The 16326-nt window shown below is 52.8% G+C and carries 13 protein-coding genes, 1 tRNA gene and 1 other RNA gene; 13 read left to right on the top strand and 2 right to left on the bottom strand.

The annotated features are described in order from the left end of the window. The first annotated feature begins 133 nt into the window (after window positions 1-133). The 7 genes from VMF88_04810 to VMF88_04780 all read left to right on the top strand — a co-directional run bounded on the left by VMF88_04810 (window position 134) and on the right by VMF88_04780 (window position 7853). The gene (locus tag VMF88_04810) at window positions 134-1441 is read left to right on the top strand and encodes a UDP-glucose/GDP-mannose dehydrogenase family protein (GenBank protein ID HTY10374.1); all 1308 of its coding nucleotides are present in this window, start codon (window positions 134-136) and stop codon (window positions 1439-1441) included. A 49-nt stretch (window positions 1442-1490) separates the two neighbouring features. Then, window positions 1491-1868, top strand: a complete 378-nt coding sequence (locus VMF88_04805; protein HTY10373.1) for a four helix bundle protein — start codon at window positions 1491-1493, stop codon at window positions 1866-1868. A 62-nt stretch (window positions 1869-1930) separates the two neighbouring features. Next, window positions 1931-2890, top strand: coding sequence for a UDP-glucuronic acid decarboxylase family protein (locus VMF88_04800; protein ID HTY10372.1), 960 nt, complete (start codon window positions 1931-1933; stop codon window positions 2888-2890). A gap of 164 nt (window positions 2891-3054) precedes the next feature. Then, window positions 3055-4008 carry a GDP-mannose 4,6-dehydratase gene (locus VMF88_04795; protein ID HTY10371.1) on the top strand — a complete coding sequence of 318 codons (954 nt, stop codon included), beginning with the start codon at window positions 3055-3057 and terminating at the stop codon, window positions 4006-4008. Window positions 4009-4121: 113 nt separating this feature from the next. Next, window positions 4122-5165, top strand: a complete 1044-nt coding sequence (gene gmd / locus VMF88_04790; protein HTY10370.1) for a GDP-mannose 4,6-dehydratase — start codon at window positions 4122-4124, stop codon at window positions 5163-5165. Window positions 5166-5433: 268 nt separating this feature from the next. Further along, on the top strand, window positions 5434-6369 hold the full coding sequence (locus VMF88_04785) for a GDP-L-fucose synthase (protein HTY10369.1): 936 nt from the start codon (window positions 5434-5436) through the stop codon (window positions 6367-6369). Window positions 6370-6551: 182 nt separating this feature from the next. After that, window positions 6552-7853, top strand: a complete 1302-nt coding sequence (locus VMF88_04780) for a nucleotide sugar dehydrogenase (protein ID HTY10368.1) — start codon at window positions 6552-6554, stop codon at window positions 7851-7853. A 45-nt stretch (window positions 7854-7898) separates the two neighbouring features. Here the strand turns inward: VMF88_04780 and VMF88_04775 are convergent, their stop codons facing one another. Together VMF88_04775 and VMF88_04770 are read right to left on the bottom strand one after the other, a co-directional pair. After that, complete coding sequence (locus VMF88_04775; GenBank protein ID HTY10367.1) at window positions 7899-9971, bottom strand: pitrilysin family protein; 2073 nt, start codon at window positions 9969-9971, stop codon at window positions 7899-7901. Between the two features lie 18 nt (window positions 9972-9989). Further along, the gene (locus tag VMF88_04770; protein ID HTY10366.1) at window positions 9990-11315 is read right to left on the bottom strand and encodes a pitrilysin family protein; all 1326 of its coding nucleotides are present in this window, start codon (window positions 11313-11315) and stop codon (window positions 9990-9992) included. Between the two features lie 207 nt (window positions 11316-11522). On the opposite strand from VMF88_04770, the gene VMF88_04765 reads away from it, so the two are divergent. The 6 genes from VMF88_04765 (at window position 11523) to gcvT (ending at window position 16248) form a co-directional block, all read left to right on the top strand. Then, a complete protein-coding gene (locus VMF88_04765; protein ID HTY10365.1) occupies window positions 11523-11963 on the top strand; it encodes a GNAT family N-acetyltransferase in 441 nt (146 codons plus the stop codon). A gap of 290 nt (window positions 11964-12253) precedes the next feature. After that, window positions 12254-12326 (top strand) — tRNA-Ala (locus tag VMF88_04760). A gap of 95 nt (window positions 12327-12421) precedes the next feature. Beyond that, window positions 12422-12519, top strand: an RNA gene (gene ffs, locus VMF88_04755) — signal recognition particle sRNA small type. 322 nt (window positions 12520-12841) lie between these two features. Then, window positions 12842-14512 carry an Rne/Rng family ribonuclease gene (locus VMF88_04750; GenBank protein ID HTY10364.1) on the top strand — a complete coding sequence of 557 codons (1671 nt, stop codon included), beginning with the start codon at window positions 12842-12844 and terminating at the stop codon, window positions 14510-14512. A gap of 12 nt (window positions 14513-14524) precedes the next feature. Beyond that, window positions 14525-15172, top strand: coding sequence for a fructose-6-phosphate aldolase (fsa, locus tag VMF88_04745; protein ID HTY10363.1), 648 nt, complete (start codon window positions 14525-14527; stop codon window positions 15170-15172). Then, a complete protein-coding gene (gene gcvT / locus VMF88_04740; GenBank protein HTY10362.1) occupies window positions 15169-16248 on the top strand; it encodes a glycine cleavage system aminomethyltransferase GcvT in 1080 nt (359 codons plus the stop codon). The genes fsa and gcvT overlap by 4 nt, the downstream gene beginning before the upstream one ends. Window positions 16249-16326 lie beyond the last annotated feature (78 nt).

The raw sequence follows: 16326 nt of genomic DNA, 5'->3' as shown, positions 1-16326 counted from the left end.
GACAGATCACGCAGATAGGGCCAGGGTGGCGAATCAGTTTCTTGCCGATGATTGAAAGAAAAGTTCCGTTCCCAACGGAGCGTTGAAGAAATTCCGTTATCCTTCATTGTAATTTGAAAGACTGCGAACAGCTATGGAAATTTCTATTATTGGTACGGGGTACGTTGGATTGGTCCAGGGCGCCTGTTTTGCAGATACGGGCAACTCGGTACTCTGCATGGACATCGATGAAAAGAAGATCGCCGGACTGAAGAAGGGGACGATCCCGATCTACGAACCCGGGCTTGAAGAAATGGTCCGGCGCAATACGCAGGAAGAACGTCTTGAATTTACGACATCGCTGAAGGCGGCGATCGACCACGGTGAAGTGATCTTCCTCTGCCTGCCGACTCCGCAATCGGAGGACGGTTCGGCAGACCTGTCGCGCGTTCTCGCGGTGGCCGAGCAGATCGCCTCGCATGCGACAGGGTACAAGATCCTTGTCAGCAAAAGCACCGTTCCCGTCGGGACGGTCGACAGGATCCGGCAGATCATGCGAAAGAAAGGAAAGACGGAGATCGACGTCGTCTCCAGCCCGGAGTTCCTGAAAGAGGGTTCGGCGCTCGAAGATTCCCTGCGCCCGAACCGGATCGTGATCGGCTCGCGCAGCAAGCGGGCGATCGCCGTTTTGACGGACATCTATACGCCGTTCATGCGGACGGGCAACCCGATCATGGTGATGGACGAGCGAAGCGCCGAGATGACCAAGTATGCAGCGAACTCGTTCCTCGCAACAAAAATCTCTTTCATGAACGAGCTCGCCAACCTGTGCGAAAAAACGGGAGCGGATATCGACTGGGTGAGAAAGGGGATCGGGTCCGATCCCCGCATCGGGCAACAATTCCTTTTTGCCGGCGTAGGATACGGCGGGTCGTGTTTTCCGAAGGACGTGAAGGCGCTGATCAAGACCGCACAGGAACACGAGTATGAGTTCAAAGTTCTTCGCGCCGTCGACGAAGTGAACGAACGTCAAAAGCGCCTGATCGTCAAAAAGATGATGAAGCATTTCAACAACCAATTGCACCAGAAAGTCATCACCGTATGGGGGCTGTCGTTCAAACCTCAGACTGACGACATCCGGGAGGCGCCGGCGCTTGTTGTTATCGCCAGCCTGCTTGAAGCGGGGGCGAAAGTCCGCGCACACGACCCCATCGCCAATGGCAGGGTCAAACCTCTGTTCGAGGGAAGGGTCGAATTTTTCGACAACAACTACGATGCGCTGAAAGGGGCCGAAGCGCTTGCCGTCATCACGGAATGGAACGAGTTCCGCCGTCCCGATTTCGACAGGATCAAATCCCTCATGAAACGTCCGGTCATCTTCGACGGAAGAAACATCTACGACCCGAAATTGATGAGGGAAAAAGGATTCGTGTATTTCGGGATCGGGAGGAATGGGGAGTGACTGAAATAAGGAGTAAGGAGTAAGAAGTAAGGAGAGAAAAGAGGGGGCAATGGAAAGGATGTATCGGGGTTTTAAGGATCTCAGAGTATATCAGGCGTCTTACTCTTTGGCTATGGAAATGTATTTTGAGACAAAGAAATTTCCATCCGAAGAGAGATTTTCTTTGACGGATCAAATCCGGCGCTCTACACGGTCAATACCCGCAAATTTGGCTGAAGGGTGGAAAAAGCGGCGGTATCGAAAGTCGTTTATCAGTAAAGTGATAGATTGTCTGGGAGAGGCCGGAGAAGTCGAAGTGTGGTTAGATTTTGCAAGAGATTGCGGCTATCTCGATAGCGGTCGTCATCGCCATTTTTTTCAAGGGTATGAAGAAGTTAGCAAAATGCTCTACGGCATGATTCAAAATGAAGCTAAGTTTACTTTTTAGAAAGAATTTTGGCTTCAGTCTTAAATCTTGTTCGCCTTACTCCTTACTCTCTACTTCTCTGAATGAATCTGCTCAACAAGAAAACGTCAGTGGTGACCGGCGGTGCCGGGTTCCTCGGCTCGCACCTGTGCGACAGGCTTCTTGCCGAAGGGCATTCTGTCGTCTGTATCGATAACCTCATTACCGGCGACACGGCGAACATCGCTCATCTGTTCGGCAACCCCCGGTTCAAATTTTTCCAGCATGACGTCACCGAATATATTTATCTTCACGACGACGTCGATTACATTTTTCATTTCGCCTCGCCGGCAAGCCCGATCGATTACCTGAAACTCCCGATCCAGACCCTGAAGGTCGGTTCCCTGGGAACGCACAAAGCGCTCGGATTGGCAAAAGCGAAGCATGCCAGATTTTTTCTGGCATCGACGTCTGAAGTCTACGGCGATCCGGAAATTCATCCGCAGGTGGAAGAATATTGGGGAAACGTGAACCCCGTCGGCCCGCGAGGCGTGTACGACGAAGCGAAACGGTTCGCCGAAGCGATGACGATGGCGTACCATCGTTATCACAACGTCGAAACGCGCATCGTGAGAATTTTCAATACGTACGGAGAGCGGATGAGGATCGACGACGGGCGCGCGATCCCGGCGTTCGTGGCTCAGGCGCTCCGCGGGGAGGACATCACAGTGTTCGGCGACGGGAGCCAAACGCGCAGCGTGTGCTATGTTTCCGACCTGATCGACGGCATTTTCAAGTTGATGATGTCCGAGTATGATCTTCCGTTGAACATCGGAAACCCGTCGGAGCTGACGATGCTGCAGCTTGCACAGGAGATCGTCCGATTAACACACAGCACAAGCACGATCGTCTTTAAGGAGCTTCCCCAGGACGACCCGAAAGTTCGGCAGCCGGATATTTCCAAAGCAAAGCGGCTGCTCGGATGGGAGCCGCGGGTTCCCCGCGACGAAGGGTTGAAACGAACGATTGAGTATTTCAGGCAGAAGCTGAAACTGGGGCAATGATCGTCTTTCCCTCCTCGTCTATTCCTCGCAACCCAAGCAGTATCAAGGGCTTTTCCCGCTTCTCGTTGAAAAGGCGCGGCCGATTCCGTATATTATGTCTCGCATTTTCAGAGCCGTACGCTCGCTGTTTGTCATCATCGCTGTAATCCAGAGTAATTGAAATTATGAAAGTTCTTATTACCGGTATCGGGGGATTTGCCGGAAGTCATCTCGCGGAATATGTTCTCGATCAAGGCGTCGCAGAAGTCGCCGGAACAATCCGCGACGCGGAAAAGAACGAGAACATCCGTTCCCGCGAAAAGAACATCGACCTGCACGAATGCGATGTCGTGGATTTTCAGTCGGTGTTCGGGGTGCTCAAAGAGGTCAAGCCGGACATTATTTTTCACCTGGCCGGACAGGCGTTCGTGCCAAGTTCGTTCGAGCACGCGGCAGAAACGTTCAAAGTCAACGTCATCGCCCCGATCAACATTTTTGAAGCAGTGAAGGCGGCCGACATCGCGCCGAGGATCGTCGTCGTGACGTCGGGCGAGGTGTACGGCGAGACGGCCGGATTGCCTGCCGTGCACACGGAGCGATCGATCCCACATCCCGTCAACCCCTATGCCGCGAGCAAAACGAGCATCGATTACATTGCGCAGACGTATAAAACGTATGAAGGGCTGAACATCGTCATTGCCCGGCCGTTCAATCATACCGGCCCGCGTCAGAAGCCGTCGTTCGTCTGTTCATCGCTCGCCCGCCAGATCTCATTGATCCGAAAGAACAATGCGCCCCCCGTCATTCAGATCGGCAGCATCAAGCCGCGGAGGGATTTCACCGATGTTCGCGACGTCGTTCGCGCGTACTGGCTCCTGGGTGCAGTCCCGAATGGAAAAGAGTTCATGTACAATGTCTGCTCCGGGAAGATTTTCTCGATCGAGGAAATTATCAGGCTCTATGAGACAATTACCGGAATAACGTTTGAGCTGCATGTCGAACAGAAGAGACTGCGCGGATACGACATCCAGCTTCTTGCGGGATCGAATGAGCTGTTGAGGAGTGCGACGGGATGGCAGCCCGAAATCCCTATGGAGAGAACATTGAAGGACATTCTCGCGACGTGGATGGAAAAATAGGAACTGCTCTGACCGACGCGCCATGTCAAAGGGATGAATGGTTCGCAACAACTGTTTGTTCCTGAATTCAATTTATTTTCTTATCCTCATCCGATACAAAAACGCAAATTCTTATGTCAAAAAAAGCATTGCTGACCGGCATCACAGGGCAGGATGGATCCTATCTTGCCGAATTGCTCCTGCAAAAAGGGTACGAAGTGCACGGCATCATCCGCCGAAGCAGTTCATTCAACACCGGGAGGATCGACCACCTCTATAATGACCCGCAGCTTCTTGGCAAGAGGCTTTTTCTTCATTTCGGGGATCTGACCGACACGAGCAACTTGAACCGGATCCTCGAAAGGATCCAGCCCGACGAGATCTATAATCTCGCCGCGCAAAGCCATGTCAAGGTATCGTTCGAGCTTCCCGAGTACACGGCCGAGGTCGACGCGATCGGGACCGTCCGATTTCTTGACGCGATCAGAGAAGTGGGGATCAAACCGAAATTTTACCAGGCGTCCACGAGCGAATTGTTCGGCAAAGCGCAGCAGGTTCCGCAGAATGAAAAGACTCCGTTCTATCCGCGCAGCCCGTATGGCGTGGCAAAACTGTACGGGTACTGGATCATCATCAATTATCGTGAGGCCTATAATATTTTTGCCTGCAACGGAATTCTCTTCAACCATGAATCCCCCCGGAGAGGTGAAACGTTCGTCACCAGGAAAATTACGAGAGCGGCGGCGAAGATCAAATTGGGTATGGAAGAAAAACTCTCGCTCGGGAATCTCAATGCGAAGAGGGATTGGGGCTACGCCCCCGAGTATGTCGACGGCATGTGGCGCATGCTCCAGCTGGACCATCCCGAGGATTTTGTCCTTGCGACCGGCGAGACGCACACGGTCCGCGAATTTGCCGAAGTTGCATTTGCGGAGGTGGGGATTGCATTGAAGTGGGAAGGAGATGGCCCCGGTGAAAAGGGGATCGACAAGAAGACCGGTAAAACGGTCGTCGAGGTTGACTCCCGCTACTACCGTCCGACCGAGGTCGAATTGCTGATCGGCGATCCCGCAAAGGCGAAGGAGAAACTCGGCTGGACGCCGAAAGTAAAATTCGAAGAGCTGGTGAAAATAATGGTAAAAGGAGATTACGAAAAGATTTCTAAGAGGGGGTATTAGAAGCTATCTCAGGAATGAAATTAGATCGACCCTTCAGCGCGTCACCCTGGGGAACATGTTCAGAGTGAACACATAGCAGATCATCCTGCCCCCAAAGGGCCCTTTCGGGACGTAAGCGAACGAAGGGAGCGCATCGTCAACGACCAGGCGGGTCGCAGGCCCGTTGGGAAGCGTGAAGTGACATATAGTTGCGATAGTTTCTAGTTACGAAAATTAGGGATTTGAGGCCCGAAACTTAAAACGCAGAACTTTTGCTCGGACGTCGATAATGGAGTATAAGTCCAAAATATATGTGGCCGGCCACCGGGGCCTTGTCGGTTCGGCGATCACCCGAGCGCTCCGGGCATCCGGATATTCGAATATTGCGTCGCGCACGCACGAGGAACTGGAACTCGAAAATCAGCAGGCGGTCAGGGATTTTTTTGAGAAGGAAAAACCCGAATATGTTTTTCTGGCGGCGGCGATCGTCGGCGGCATCTACGCAAACGACACGTATCCCGCCGAGTTCATTTTTGACAACCTGCAGATCCAGAACAACGTAATTCATTCTTCGTACTTGTATAAGGTAAAGAAGCTCTGCTTCCTCGGAAGTTCTTGTATCTATCCGAAGTTTGCCCCTCAGCCGATCAAAGAGGAGTACTTCCTCGACGGAAAATTAGAGCCGACGAACGATGCGTATGCCGTGGCGAAAATCGCCGGCATCAAAATGTGCCAGGCGTACAATAAGCAATATGGAACAAATTTTATCTCCGTGATGCCGACGAATTTGTACGGCCCGAACGACAACTTTGACCTGCAAAATTCGCACGTGCTGCCGGCACTCATCAGAAAATTCATCGACGCCCGCAATTCGCGGTCGGATTCGGTGATGCTCTGGGGGACCGGCAAGGCCAAGAGGGAATTTTTGTATGTCGACGATCTCGCGAACGCGTGTGTCTTCCTCATGGAACGGTATGACAGCAGCGAGATCATCAATATCGGCTGCGGAGAAGATATTTCGATCTTTGATTTGGCTCATCTCATCGGGGAAATGACAGGGTTCACGGGACGGATCGGCTTCGATGTCACAAAGCCGGACGGTATGCCGCGGAAGCTGCTCGACGTCGGCAAAATCAATGCATTGGGATGGAGAGCCTCGGTCCCCCTACGGGAAGGGATCCGCCGGACGATCGAGTGGTATGAAAAGAGCGCTGCCCGTGCATAGTGCGGCCGTTGTTGTGTTTTGCGTTGGATGTCCGGCAAATTGACGCGGTGATATTTCAAGGCATGGTCAAAAAGGCATCAAGGATCAAAGGGCTTAGTGGCGGACTTATTCGTTATCGTAGAAGGAATTACCTCTGGAACATAATTCACACGGCATCACGAACTTAACACAACGCACTCTCTATGAAATCCGAGCTTTTGCAAAAAATTGAAAACAAATCATTCGTCGTCGGCGTGATTGGATTGGGATACGTCGGACTCCCGCTCCTCCATTGTTTTGTGGAGAAGGGTTTCCGCTCGATCGGTTTCGACATCGACGGCTCGAAGGTCGATTCCCTTGCGAAAGGGAAATCGTACATCAAGCATATTCCTTCGGAGAGGATCAAACGCGCGGTCGATTCCGGGCGGTTCAGCGTGACGACCGATTTTTCGCGGCTGAAGGAATGCGACGCCATCCTCATCGCCGTGCCGACGCCGCTGAACAAAAATCGCGAGCCGGATATGTCGTTCATCGTCTCGACCTGCGAAGCGATCGCGCCGCATCTGCGGAGAGGGCAGATGGTCGTGCTTGAGTCGACAACTTATCCCGGCACTACGGAAGAAGTGATGGTGCCCATTCTTGAAAAGAACGGATTGAAAGTCGATAAGGATTTTTATGTCGCCTTTTCGCCCGAGCGGGAAGATCCCAACAACCCCGATTATACCACTGAAACGATTCCCAAGGTCGTCGGCTCAACGACGCCCGACGGCCTTGCGGTCGTCGACGCGGTCTATAAACAGATCGTCGTCAGGACCGTTCCGGTCTCGAGCGTGAAAGTGGCGGAAGCGACCAAGCTTGTTGAGAATATTTTTCGCGCCGTCAACATCGCGCTGGTCAATGAACTGAAAACGACGTTCATGAAAATGGGGATCGATGTATGGGACGTCATCGATGCGGCGAAGACCAAGCCGTTCGGCTTCATGCCGTTCTATCCGGGGCCGGGTTTGGGCGGACATTGTATCCCCATCGATCCGTTCTATTTAACGTGGAAAGCGCGGGAGTTCGGCGTCACGACGAAATTCATCGAGCTCGCCGGAGAGATCAACACTGCCATGCCGGAGTTTGTCGTCACGCGCGTGATGGAAGCGCTTAATGAAGTCGGGAAACCTCTGAAGGGGGCAAAAATCTTGATGCTCGGCCTCGCGTACAAAGCGAATGTTGACGACGACCGCGAATCCCCTTCATACCATTTGATCGAGAAGCTCGAAGAGCGCGGAGCGGCCGTCAGCTACAACGATCCCTACATCCCGGCGATCAAACACACCCGCGAATTTCCTAGATTTGCCGGAAGAAGATCGGTCGAGATCTCGGACAATTTTGACCTCATTCTCGTGGCCACCGCCCACAACGAATACAAGAAGATCGACTTCGAACGGTTCACCGTTCCAATCGTCGATACGCGTAACATCGTGCGCAGGAGCAAGGGGGGGGTGTACAAAGCATAGGCCCCCGCCGGATTCCCGGGAAGGCCTATGCAAGGAAGAATTAATCTACTGCAGAGGCTTTTTGAAGATCTTGTCGCTGATCCCTTTGTTGACCTCGTACTTATCCGTCGTAAATTCGAAGGTCTGTCCCATAACCGATTGCTCCATTTTTGCGGGGGCAAGGTAACCGTTGAAATCCTTATAGTCCGAAAAATCGGTTGTCTGTGCGATCGGGCCGTTCGGGGTCGGGAGTGTTTTCACTTCGCGGTATTTGAGGAAGTCCTCCGTCCCGAAGTACTGCTTCATCGTTTTCCCCGAATCGTTCGTGAAGGTAATTTCGTAACATTCCTTTCCTTTCACGACCTGAACTCCGCTGACGTCTGCCTTGAACCCCAACGCTTTGTAGTTGCCGTAGAAATCAAACGTCGATTCGATGCGGATGTCGTCGAGCTGTTCCCCTTCAAGGTCCTTTGTCCCTTGCGGAGACGCAGCCCATCCCTTTTTTCCGTCAAACCCCTGCCGCTGCTTGAACATCCCGACCATTTCCGTTTCGGCGTATAGTTTGTTCGGGGCCTTCTGAACAACTTTCAGCTTGACGTCCATATTCTGGATCTTCCCGCTTAATTCGATCGTTTTATCCTTCATCCCCTTCAGCTTTGCCTTGCCGCCGCTCTTCTCGATCGACTTTGCGAAAATCTCCTCCGCCGTCATCGTCACCGCCGGTGCCCTTTTTTCGACGATGAGGTTCCCGTCTTCGTCATACACGGCGACCGGTCCGAACTTTGTCAGCTTCGCCTTGACCTCCTGCGCGGAGCCGACGACGATGATCGTCATCGCATTCGGTTCAAGGTATTTTTTCGCAGCGGCCTGGACGTCCTCGGCGGTGACGGAATCGAGACGCTTCAGGTATGTTTTATAGTAATCTTTCGGCAGGTTGTAACGCTCGATCGCGGTGGCCTCTTCGGCAACGGTATTTGCGTGTTCAAGCCCCCGCACAAATGAACCGCTCATATAATTCTTTGCCATCTGCAATTCTTTGGCGTCCACGCGTTCATCACGGATCCTGTTGAGCTCGTTGAAGATCTCCGTCAGAGCGCTGTCCGTAACCCCGTTCTTTGTCGATGTCGACGCGGTAAAGTTTCCGATAAGCTCGTCGGCGTTGAGGGAACTGTAGGCGCCGTAAGTGTACGCATGCTTTTCCCTCAGGTTAACGAAAAGCCGGAAGATGCCTCCGCCGAGGATGGTGTTCATCACCTGAGCGGGAAGGACGTCGGGGGAGACGCGCGGGAGGTTCACAACTTCTGCAACCCTGACGACGGACTGGACCGAACTCGGCCTGTCGACGAATGCCACGTGCACTTTATCCGGACGCTGCGGCGCGGCGAACACGGGCGAAGCGATCGTCCCTGTCGCCCAGGCTCCAAAATATTTATTCACGAGGTTCATGACGCTGTCTTTTTCGACGTCTCCGACGACGGCCATGATCGCGTAATTGGACTTGAAATACGTGTTGTATGCGTTGATGCATTTTTCGCGGGTCACGTTGCCGACGGTTGTTTCGGTTTCCACTTCGCCGTAAGGATGCTCGGCGCCGTACATGACCTTCTTTCGTACGACATCCACGATCATGCTGGGATCTGTCTTTCGGTACTGCAGCCCCGACTTTGTCTGAGTGATGATTTTATCCAGTTCATCCTGGGGAAATGAAGGATGAAGGGTGATGTCCGACATCAGGGCAAACAGTTTTTCGGTGTTCCTCGAAAGCCCCGAGGCATAGACGTTGGTTCCGCTCGAACTGAGATCGCCTCCGATCAGGTCGATCTCATCGTCCAGCTGGTCCTTGGTGCGGGTCGTGGTGCCGGTGCGCAGGAGTTGGCCGGCAATGTCGATGCATCCGGCGTCCCCTTTTTCGACGTCGGGCTTCCGGTCGATGAGCAGGCTGATGCTGACGGTCGGCAATTCCGTGTTCTTGACGATGATGACGCGAATGCCGTTTGGCGTTGTCAGGACGTCGTAATCAGGAAACGCTATCGCGGGAGCGGGGCCCGGCCCGGGGATCTTGCTTCTGTCCAGCTGAGCCTGGGAAAGGGAAAAGATCAGGCATAACAATGCGGCCGATACTGAGAAAGATTTTTTCATTGTGAGAGCTCCTTAATCCTACTGGACTTTTGTTTTTGGTAAATAATAGAGAACGGCCCTGTTCTTTTCGGTCAGGTATTGGTTCGCGACGCGCTTGATGTCTTCTTTCGTCACGGCCATGAATTTGTTGATCTCGGAATTGATGAGGTTTGCGTCGCCGAAAAAGAGATAATAATTCGCCAGCTCGGTCGCTTTTCCCTGGTCGGTCGAATTTTTTTCGATGAAGCCCGTTTCTTCCTCGTTCCGGATTTTCGTCAGCTCGTTGTCGGTGATGAGAGAATCTTTGACCTTCTGGATCTCATCCCAAATGCTCGATTCGATCTCCTTCGGCGATCTTCCGAAGTTGGCGACGCCGAAAAGAAGGAACAGCGACGGGTCCTCGAGGTCGAACGGGAACGACTGTACGCCGAGCGCGACCTTCTCTTTGTCGACAAGACGTTTCGTGAGCCGCGAACTTTCTCCCCCCGAAAGGAGCGTCGTCAGCATGCTGAGGGCGTAGTAGTCCTTTGTTCCCTCCGCCGGCATATGGTAAGCTTCGATCACGGCAGGGAGCTGGATGTTGTCGTACACCGTGTCGCGCACCTCGGCGGTCTGCGGCGGCTCGACGATCGTGGGCCGGTATATTTCCTTCGTTCCCTTTGGAATGCCGCCGTAGTATTTGTCGACCAGCGCCTTTGTCTTTGCGGTGTCGATGTCTCCGGCGATCACGAGACAGGCGTTGTTGGGAAGGTAGAACGATTTATAGAACTGATAGAACTCGTCGTACGATGCCCTGTCGATATACTGGAATGAGCCGATCGGAACCCAGCGGTAGGGATGGACCTTGTACGCGTGCGAGAACGTCTGTTCGATGAGTGACCCGTACGGCCTGTTATCGAGACTCTGTCTCCGTTCCTCCTTCACGACCGAACGCTGGGTTTCGATCCCGATGGAATCGACCTTAAGATGCAGCATCCGCTCTGACTCCATCCACATCGCGAGCTCCAATTGATTTGACGGGACCGTGATATAATAAACCGTTTTGTCGAAGCTTGTATATGCATTAAGCTCTCCGCCGGCGTTTTGCACCATCTTGAAGAATTCACCGCGGGGGATGTTCGGCGAACCTTCAAACATCAAATGCTCGAAAAAGTGGGCGAAGCCGGTCCTGTCTGGGTTTTCATTCTTCGATCCGACGTGGTAGACGACGACCTGCGAAACGATGGGCGATGAATGATCTTCGTGCAGAATAACGTGAAGGCCGTTGGGGAGCGTGTATTCGGTGAACTTGATGTTGACCTGGGCTGTCAGCGCGCTCCATGCAAACAGCGCAAGCAAGGAAATGAAGAAGCGTTTATTAACCACGACGTCCTCCTGACGGGAAAAATAGTTGGTCAAGTCGAATGTGATTTAATACCAATACGTTGCGAGACTTGGAGGGTTGCGTTTTTCCTGTGAAAAGTGAGGTTAGTGTACTACTATTATGGCACAAGTTCAATACAGTCTTCCGTATTGACAATCTAGACGGATAATCCGAAATTCTAATGGTTTTGATAAGAAAAAGCGCGAACAATGAATGACAAGATCGAGATACGGAAGATCCAATTTGGCTCGGGCCAATACAAGGAAGAGCTGGAATTGAGGAATAACGTGCTGCGTTTGCCGCTCGGGCTGAGTTTGTATGATGAGAATTTGACGAAGGAGGCCGATGACGTTCATCTTGGCGCCTTTGCCGGGGACCGGCTCGTCGGGGTCCTTATCCTGACGACAGTAGGCGGAAATGAGATCAAGATGCGTCAGGTTGGCGTTGCCGAGGCCTGGAGAGGGAAGGATGTAGGGGCAAAGTTGGTAGCATTCGCCGAAGATGTCGCCAGGAGCTTGGGCCGGAAGAAGATGGTGCTGAACGCAAGAAAATCCGTGATCGGTTTTTATGAAAAACTTGGATATGAAAAACTGGGAGGCGAGTTTGTCGAAGTCACAATTCCTCACCAAAAGATGAAGAAAGACCTGTGAAAAGAGGGCTTACTGACTTGGAATTTCCCTTCTTGCCTTAACCGGCGAATTTTCTTATATTTGTATGTCATGGGGGGAGGTCAATCAACAATGAACAATTAACAATGAGCAATGATCTTTAGTACTTGATTTTTTTCTAGTTGTTAGCTGTTCTTTGTTGATTGCTGGCTGTTTTGGTCAATCGGGGGTGTAGGTCAATCAACAATGAACAATGAGCAATGATCTTTAGTACTTGATTTTTTTCTAGCTGTTAGCTGTTCATTGTTGATTGTTAGCTGTATTGGTCAATCGGGGCTGTAGCTCAGTTGGGAGAGCGATTCGTTCGCAACGAATAGGTCGTCGGTTCGATCCCGATCAGCTCCACTAATCAGTAAACAGTTAGCAGTTAACGGTGATCAAAAAAAGATCAATTGCCCAAAGAGCCTTTTAACGGCTTACTGTTAACTGATCACTGTTTTGGTCAAGCCCTGTACAACCGTACGTCGCCCAACCCCGCCAGGTCCGGAAGGAAGCAACGGCCCGCTACCGAAAGTGTGATACAGTAAGCTTGACCTTTTTATTTCTATCCCGTAAATCCCCTACGATTAAATAGCTTGCAAGCCTGCCGGAATTTTCGTACCTTTACATGAATTTTATAAAAAAGGCGGTTGCGCCTTTTTCCAGGCAGCAAAATGCGATTCCGGCACTTCTCCGCCGGTTTTGAGCGGTAAGGTTCGTCATCGAACCTCGTTGCAGGGGGGGATACGTTTGCAGGCTTTAGAAATTCACTACACAAGCAATAATAGTCAGGAAGTTGCGCTGTTCCGCTATTCGATTGTCGCGTGCCAGAAGGGGATGAAAAATAATTTTATTCGGCGCAATTCAAGGAATGTAGTTTCATGAGAAAAGAAATAATCATTAACTCCACCGCGAACGAAGTTCGCATCGCCATCACCGAAGAAGGGAAGCTCGCTGAGCTCTTCGTCGAAACTCCAGAGAAGGAGAGGCTGGTAGGAGATATTTACGTCGGCAAGGTCGCGAAGGTCATGCCCGGGATTCAGGCGGCATTTATTGACGTCGGTCTGCCGCAGGATGCCTTCCTTCATTTTTCCGACATCGGCGCTTCGCTGGGCCAATACAACGCCATGCTCGGAGAGGACTCCGACATCGACACGGATGCGGACGATGATGAAGATGAGCCTCATCAATCGGCAGTTCCGGCCGCCGCGGCCGCGCCCCCGTCGCCAGACGGGTCATCGGCTGCCGTCGCTGTTCAGCCTCCTCCCGCACGCCAGGAAAATCGGCACGACCATCGTCCGCGGTATGATCAGCGGCAGCGCCGCAACGTCAACCTCACAAAGGGACAGGAAATCATCGTCCAGGTTACGAAAGAGCCGGTCGGAAAAAAGGGAGTTCGCGTCACGACCGAGGTCTCTCTCCCGGGACGTTTTCTTGTGCTCCTCCCGTTCGACGGGAAGGTCGGCATCTCGAAAAAGATCAGCAGTTTCAAGGAGAAGCGGCGTCTGCGGAAGCTGGTGCGCAGCATTCTCCCTCCGTCCTTCGGCGTTATCGTCCGCACGAATGCTGAGAACCAGGATGAAAAAGTCTTCCTTCAGGACCTTGAATCTCTTCTTGCGACGTGGCGCGAAATTGAGAAGGGGGTCAAAGAGGAACATCCCCCCGCGCTTCTCTATAAGGACATGGCGACGACCTCGAGCGTCATCCGCGATCTCTTCAGCGAGGACGTACAGCGCGTTGTCATCGACAATAAAAAATTGTTCAAGGAGATCAGGCAATACGTTAAACTGGTCTCCCCGCAGCTCGTAGAGAAGATCGAATATTACGGCAAGCGGGAACCGATCTTCGACGTGTTCGGCGTTGAGAAGGAAATCGCAACCACCCTCTCGAGAAAAGTATGGCTGAAGAGCGGCGGCTACATCATCGTCGACCACACCGAAGCCATGACGGTGATCGACGTGAACAGCGGACGGTACGCTGCGAAGCAGGAACAGGAACTGAATTCGCTGAAGACGGACCTGGAAGCGGCGCGCGAGATCTGCCGTCAGCTTCGTCTGCGCGACCTCGGCGGCATCATCGTCATCGATTTCATCGACATCGCGGACGAGAAGAACAAGAAGAAAGTCTACGACGAGCTGAAGAAGGAATTCCGGAAGGACCGCGCGAAGGTCACGGTGCTCCCCATGACGGAATTCTGCCTCGTCCAGATCACCCGGCAGCGGATCCGCCAGAGCATCATCCACAGCTTCACCGAGCCGTGCCCCGTGTGCGGCGGCAGCGGACTCATCCAGTCGAAGACGACGATCGTCAGCCAGATCGAGCGATGGATCCGCCGGTTCAAATCCGAGTCGAAGGAGTTCAGGCTCATTCTTCGCGTCCATCCGAGCATCGCCTTGCACCTGACGGAGGGTACGATCAGCCGGCTGACGAAAATTAAGCTCCGCTTCTTTGTCCAGATCAAGCTCGAAGAGGATAAAGGGCTCGCGATCGACGAATTTAAGTTCATCTCGCGAAAGCAGGATAAAGACATCACCGCTCAATATAAATCGTAGAAAGAGATCAATATGAAATTTTTTATCGACACCGCAAGCATCAAAGAGATCAAAGAGGCGAACGACCTTGGCGTCCTCGACGGCGTGACGACGAATCCGAGCCTCGTGGCGAAGGAAGGGAAAGAATTTATTCCGCTCCTCAAGGAAATTTGCGCCATTGTTCAGGGACCGATCAGCGCCGAAGTGGTCTCGACCGAGTTCGACGGAATGATGAAGGAAGGACGCGAGCTTGCGAAGATCCACGATAACATCGTCGTGAAAGTACCGCTCATTAAGGACGGATTGAAAGCCGTGAAGGCGCTGAAGGCCGAAGGGATCAGGACGAATGTGACGCTCTGTTTTTCCGCCAACCAGGCCTTGCTTGCGGCGAAAGCCGGAGCCTATTTCATCAGTCCGTTCGTCGGAAGGCTCGACGACATCAGCCATAACGGAATGGACCTGATCGGACAGATCGTGACGATCTACCATAATTACGGATACGACACGCAGGTGCTTGTTGCGAGCGTGCGCCATCCGCTTCACGTCATTGACGCGGCGATGATGGGCGCCGACATTTGCACGATGCCGTTCAAAGTCATCGACCAGCTCATCAAGCATCCGCTGACCGACATCGGCATCGAGCGGTTCCTCGCCGATTGGAATAAAGGCCAGAAAAAATGAAGCAAACGCCGTTTCATTCGATCCATCGAAAGCTCGGCGCAAAGATGGTTCCGTTCGGCGGTTTTGAAATGCCCGTGCAGTATTCGAGCATCATCGAAGAGCATAACGCGGTGCGCGCTGCTGTCGGCGTGTTCGACGTGTCGCACATGGGGGAGTTCGTTGTGAAGGGAAAGAATGCGGAAGCGTTCCTTCAGCGCGTCACGGTGAACGATGTTGCGAAACTGACCCCCGGCGAAGCGCAGTATTCCGCGATGTGCTACGACGACGCGGGAATTGTCGACGACCTCCTTGTCTATAAGCTTGCCGAAGACCGTTTCATGGTCGTCGTGAATGCTTCGAATATCGGGAAGGATTTTGAGTGGATGAGCCGGCACCTGACGCCCGGCGTTGAATTCCGGAACGACAGCGACGCAACGGCGCTCCTTGCGGTCCAGGGGCCGAAATCACAGTCGGTGCTTCAAAAACTGACGGCCGTCGACCTGAACTCGGTTTCGTATTATCGGTTCAAAGACGTAACTCTTGCCGGAGTCGCGATGATGCTTTCACGGACCGGATATACCGGCGAGCTTGGCTTTGAGATTTATTTTTCCCCCGAGCACGCCGAGCGCGTATGGAATGCTCTCTTTGACACGGGGAAGGAGTTCGGGATCGCGCCGGTCGGGCTTGGTGCCCGCGATACGCTCCGCCTCGAGATGGGATATTGTCTCTACGGAAATGACATTGACCAGACGACCAATACACTCGAAGCGGGGCTCGGCTGGATCACAAAACTGAAAAAGGGGGATTTTATCGGCAAGACAGTCCTTGAAAAAGTGAAGGCAGAAGGGTTGAAGCGAAAGCTCGTCGGTGTTGAGATCGAAGAAAAGGCCATTCCGCGGCACGGGTACGCTATTCATGCGGATGGAAAACCGATCGGCTCCGTGACCAGCGGGACCTTCTCTCCGTCCCTTGAAAAAGGAATCGCGATGGGATACGTCGAAGCGTCCTATTCTTCTCCCGGCAGTCCGGTCGGCATCGATGTCCGTGGAAAGGCCGTTCCCGGAAAAGTCACAGCGCTACCGTTTTTGAAGAGGTGAATTATCAACCGCCGGCAGTTGAGGGCCTGACGCCGAATTCTACGCTCAAGCAGTTCGAGCGCCATCTATTGAATAATG

The organism is Bacteroidota bacterium (assembly GCA_035506275.1).
Lineage (GTDB): Bacteria > Bacteroidota > Ignavibacteria > UBA10030 > UBA8401 > JAGVPT01.
This window is presented reverse-complemented; position numbering and strand designations above follow the sequence as displayed.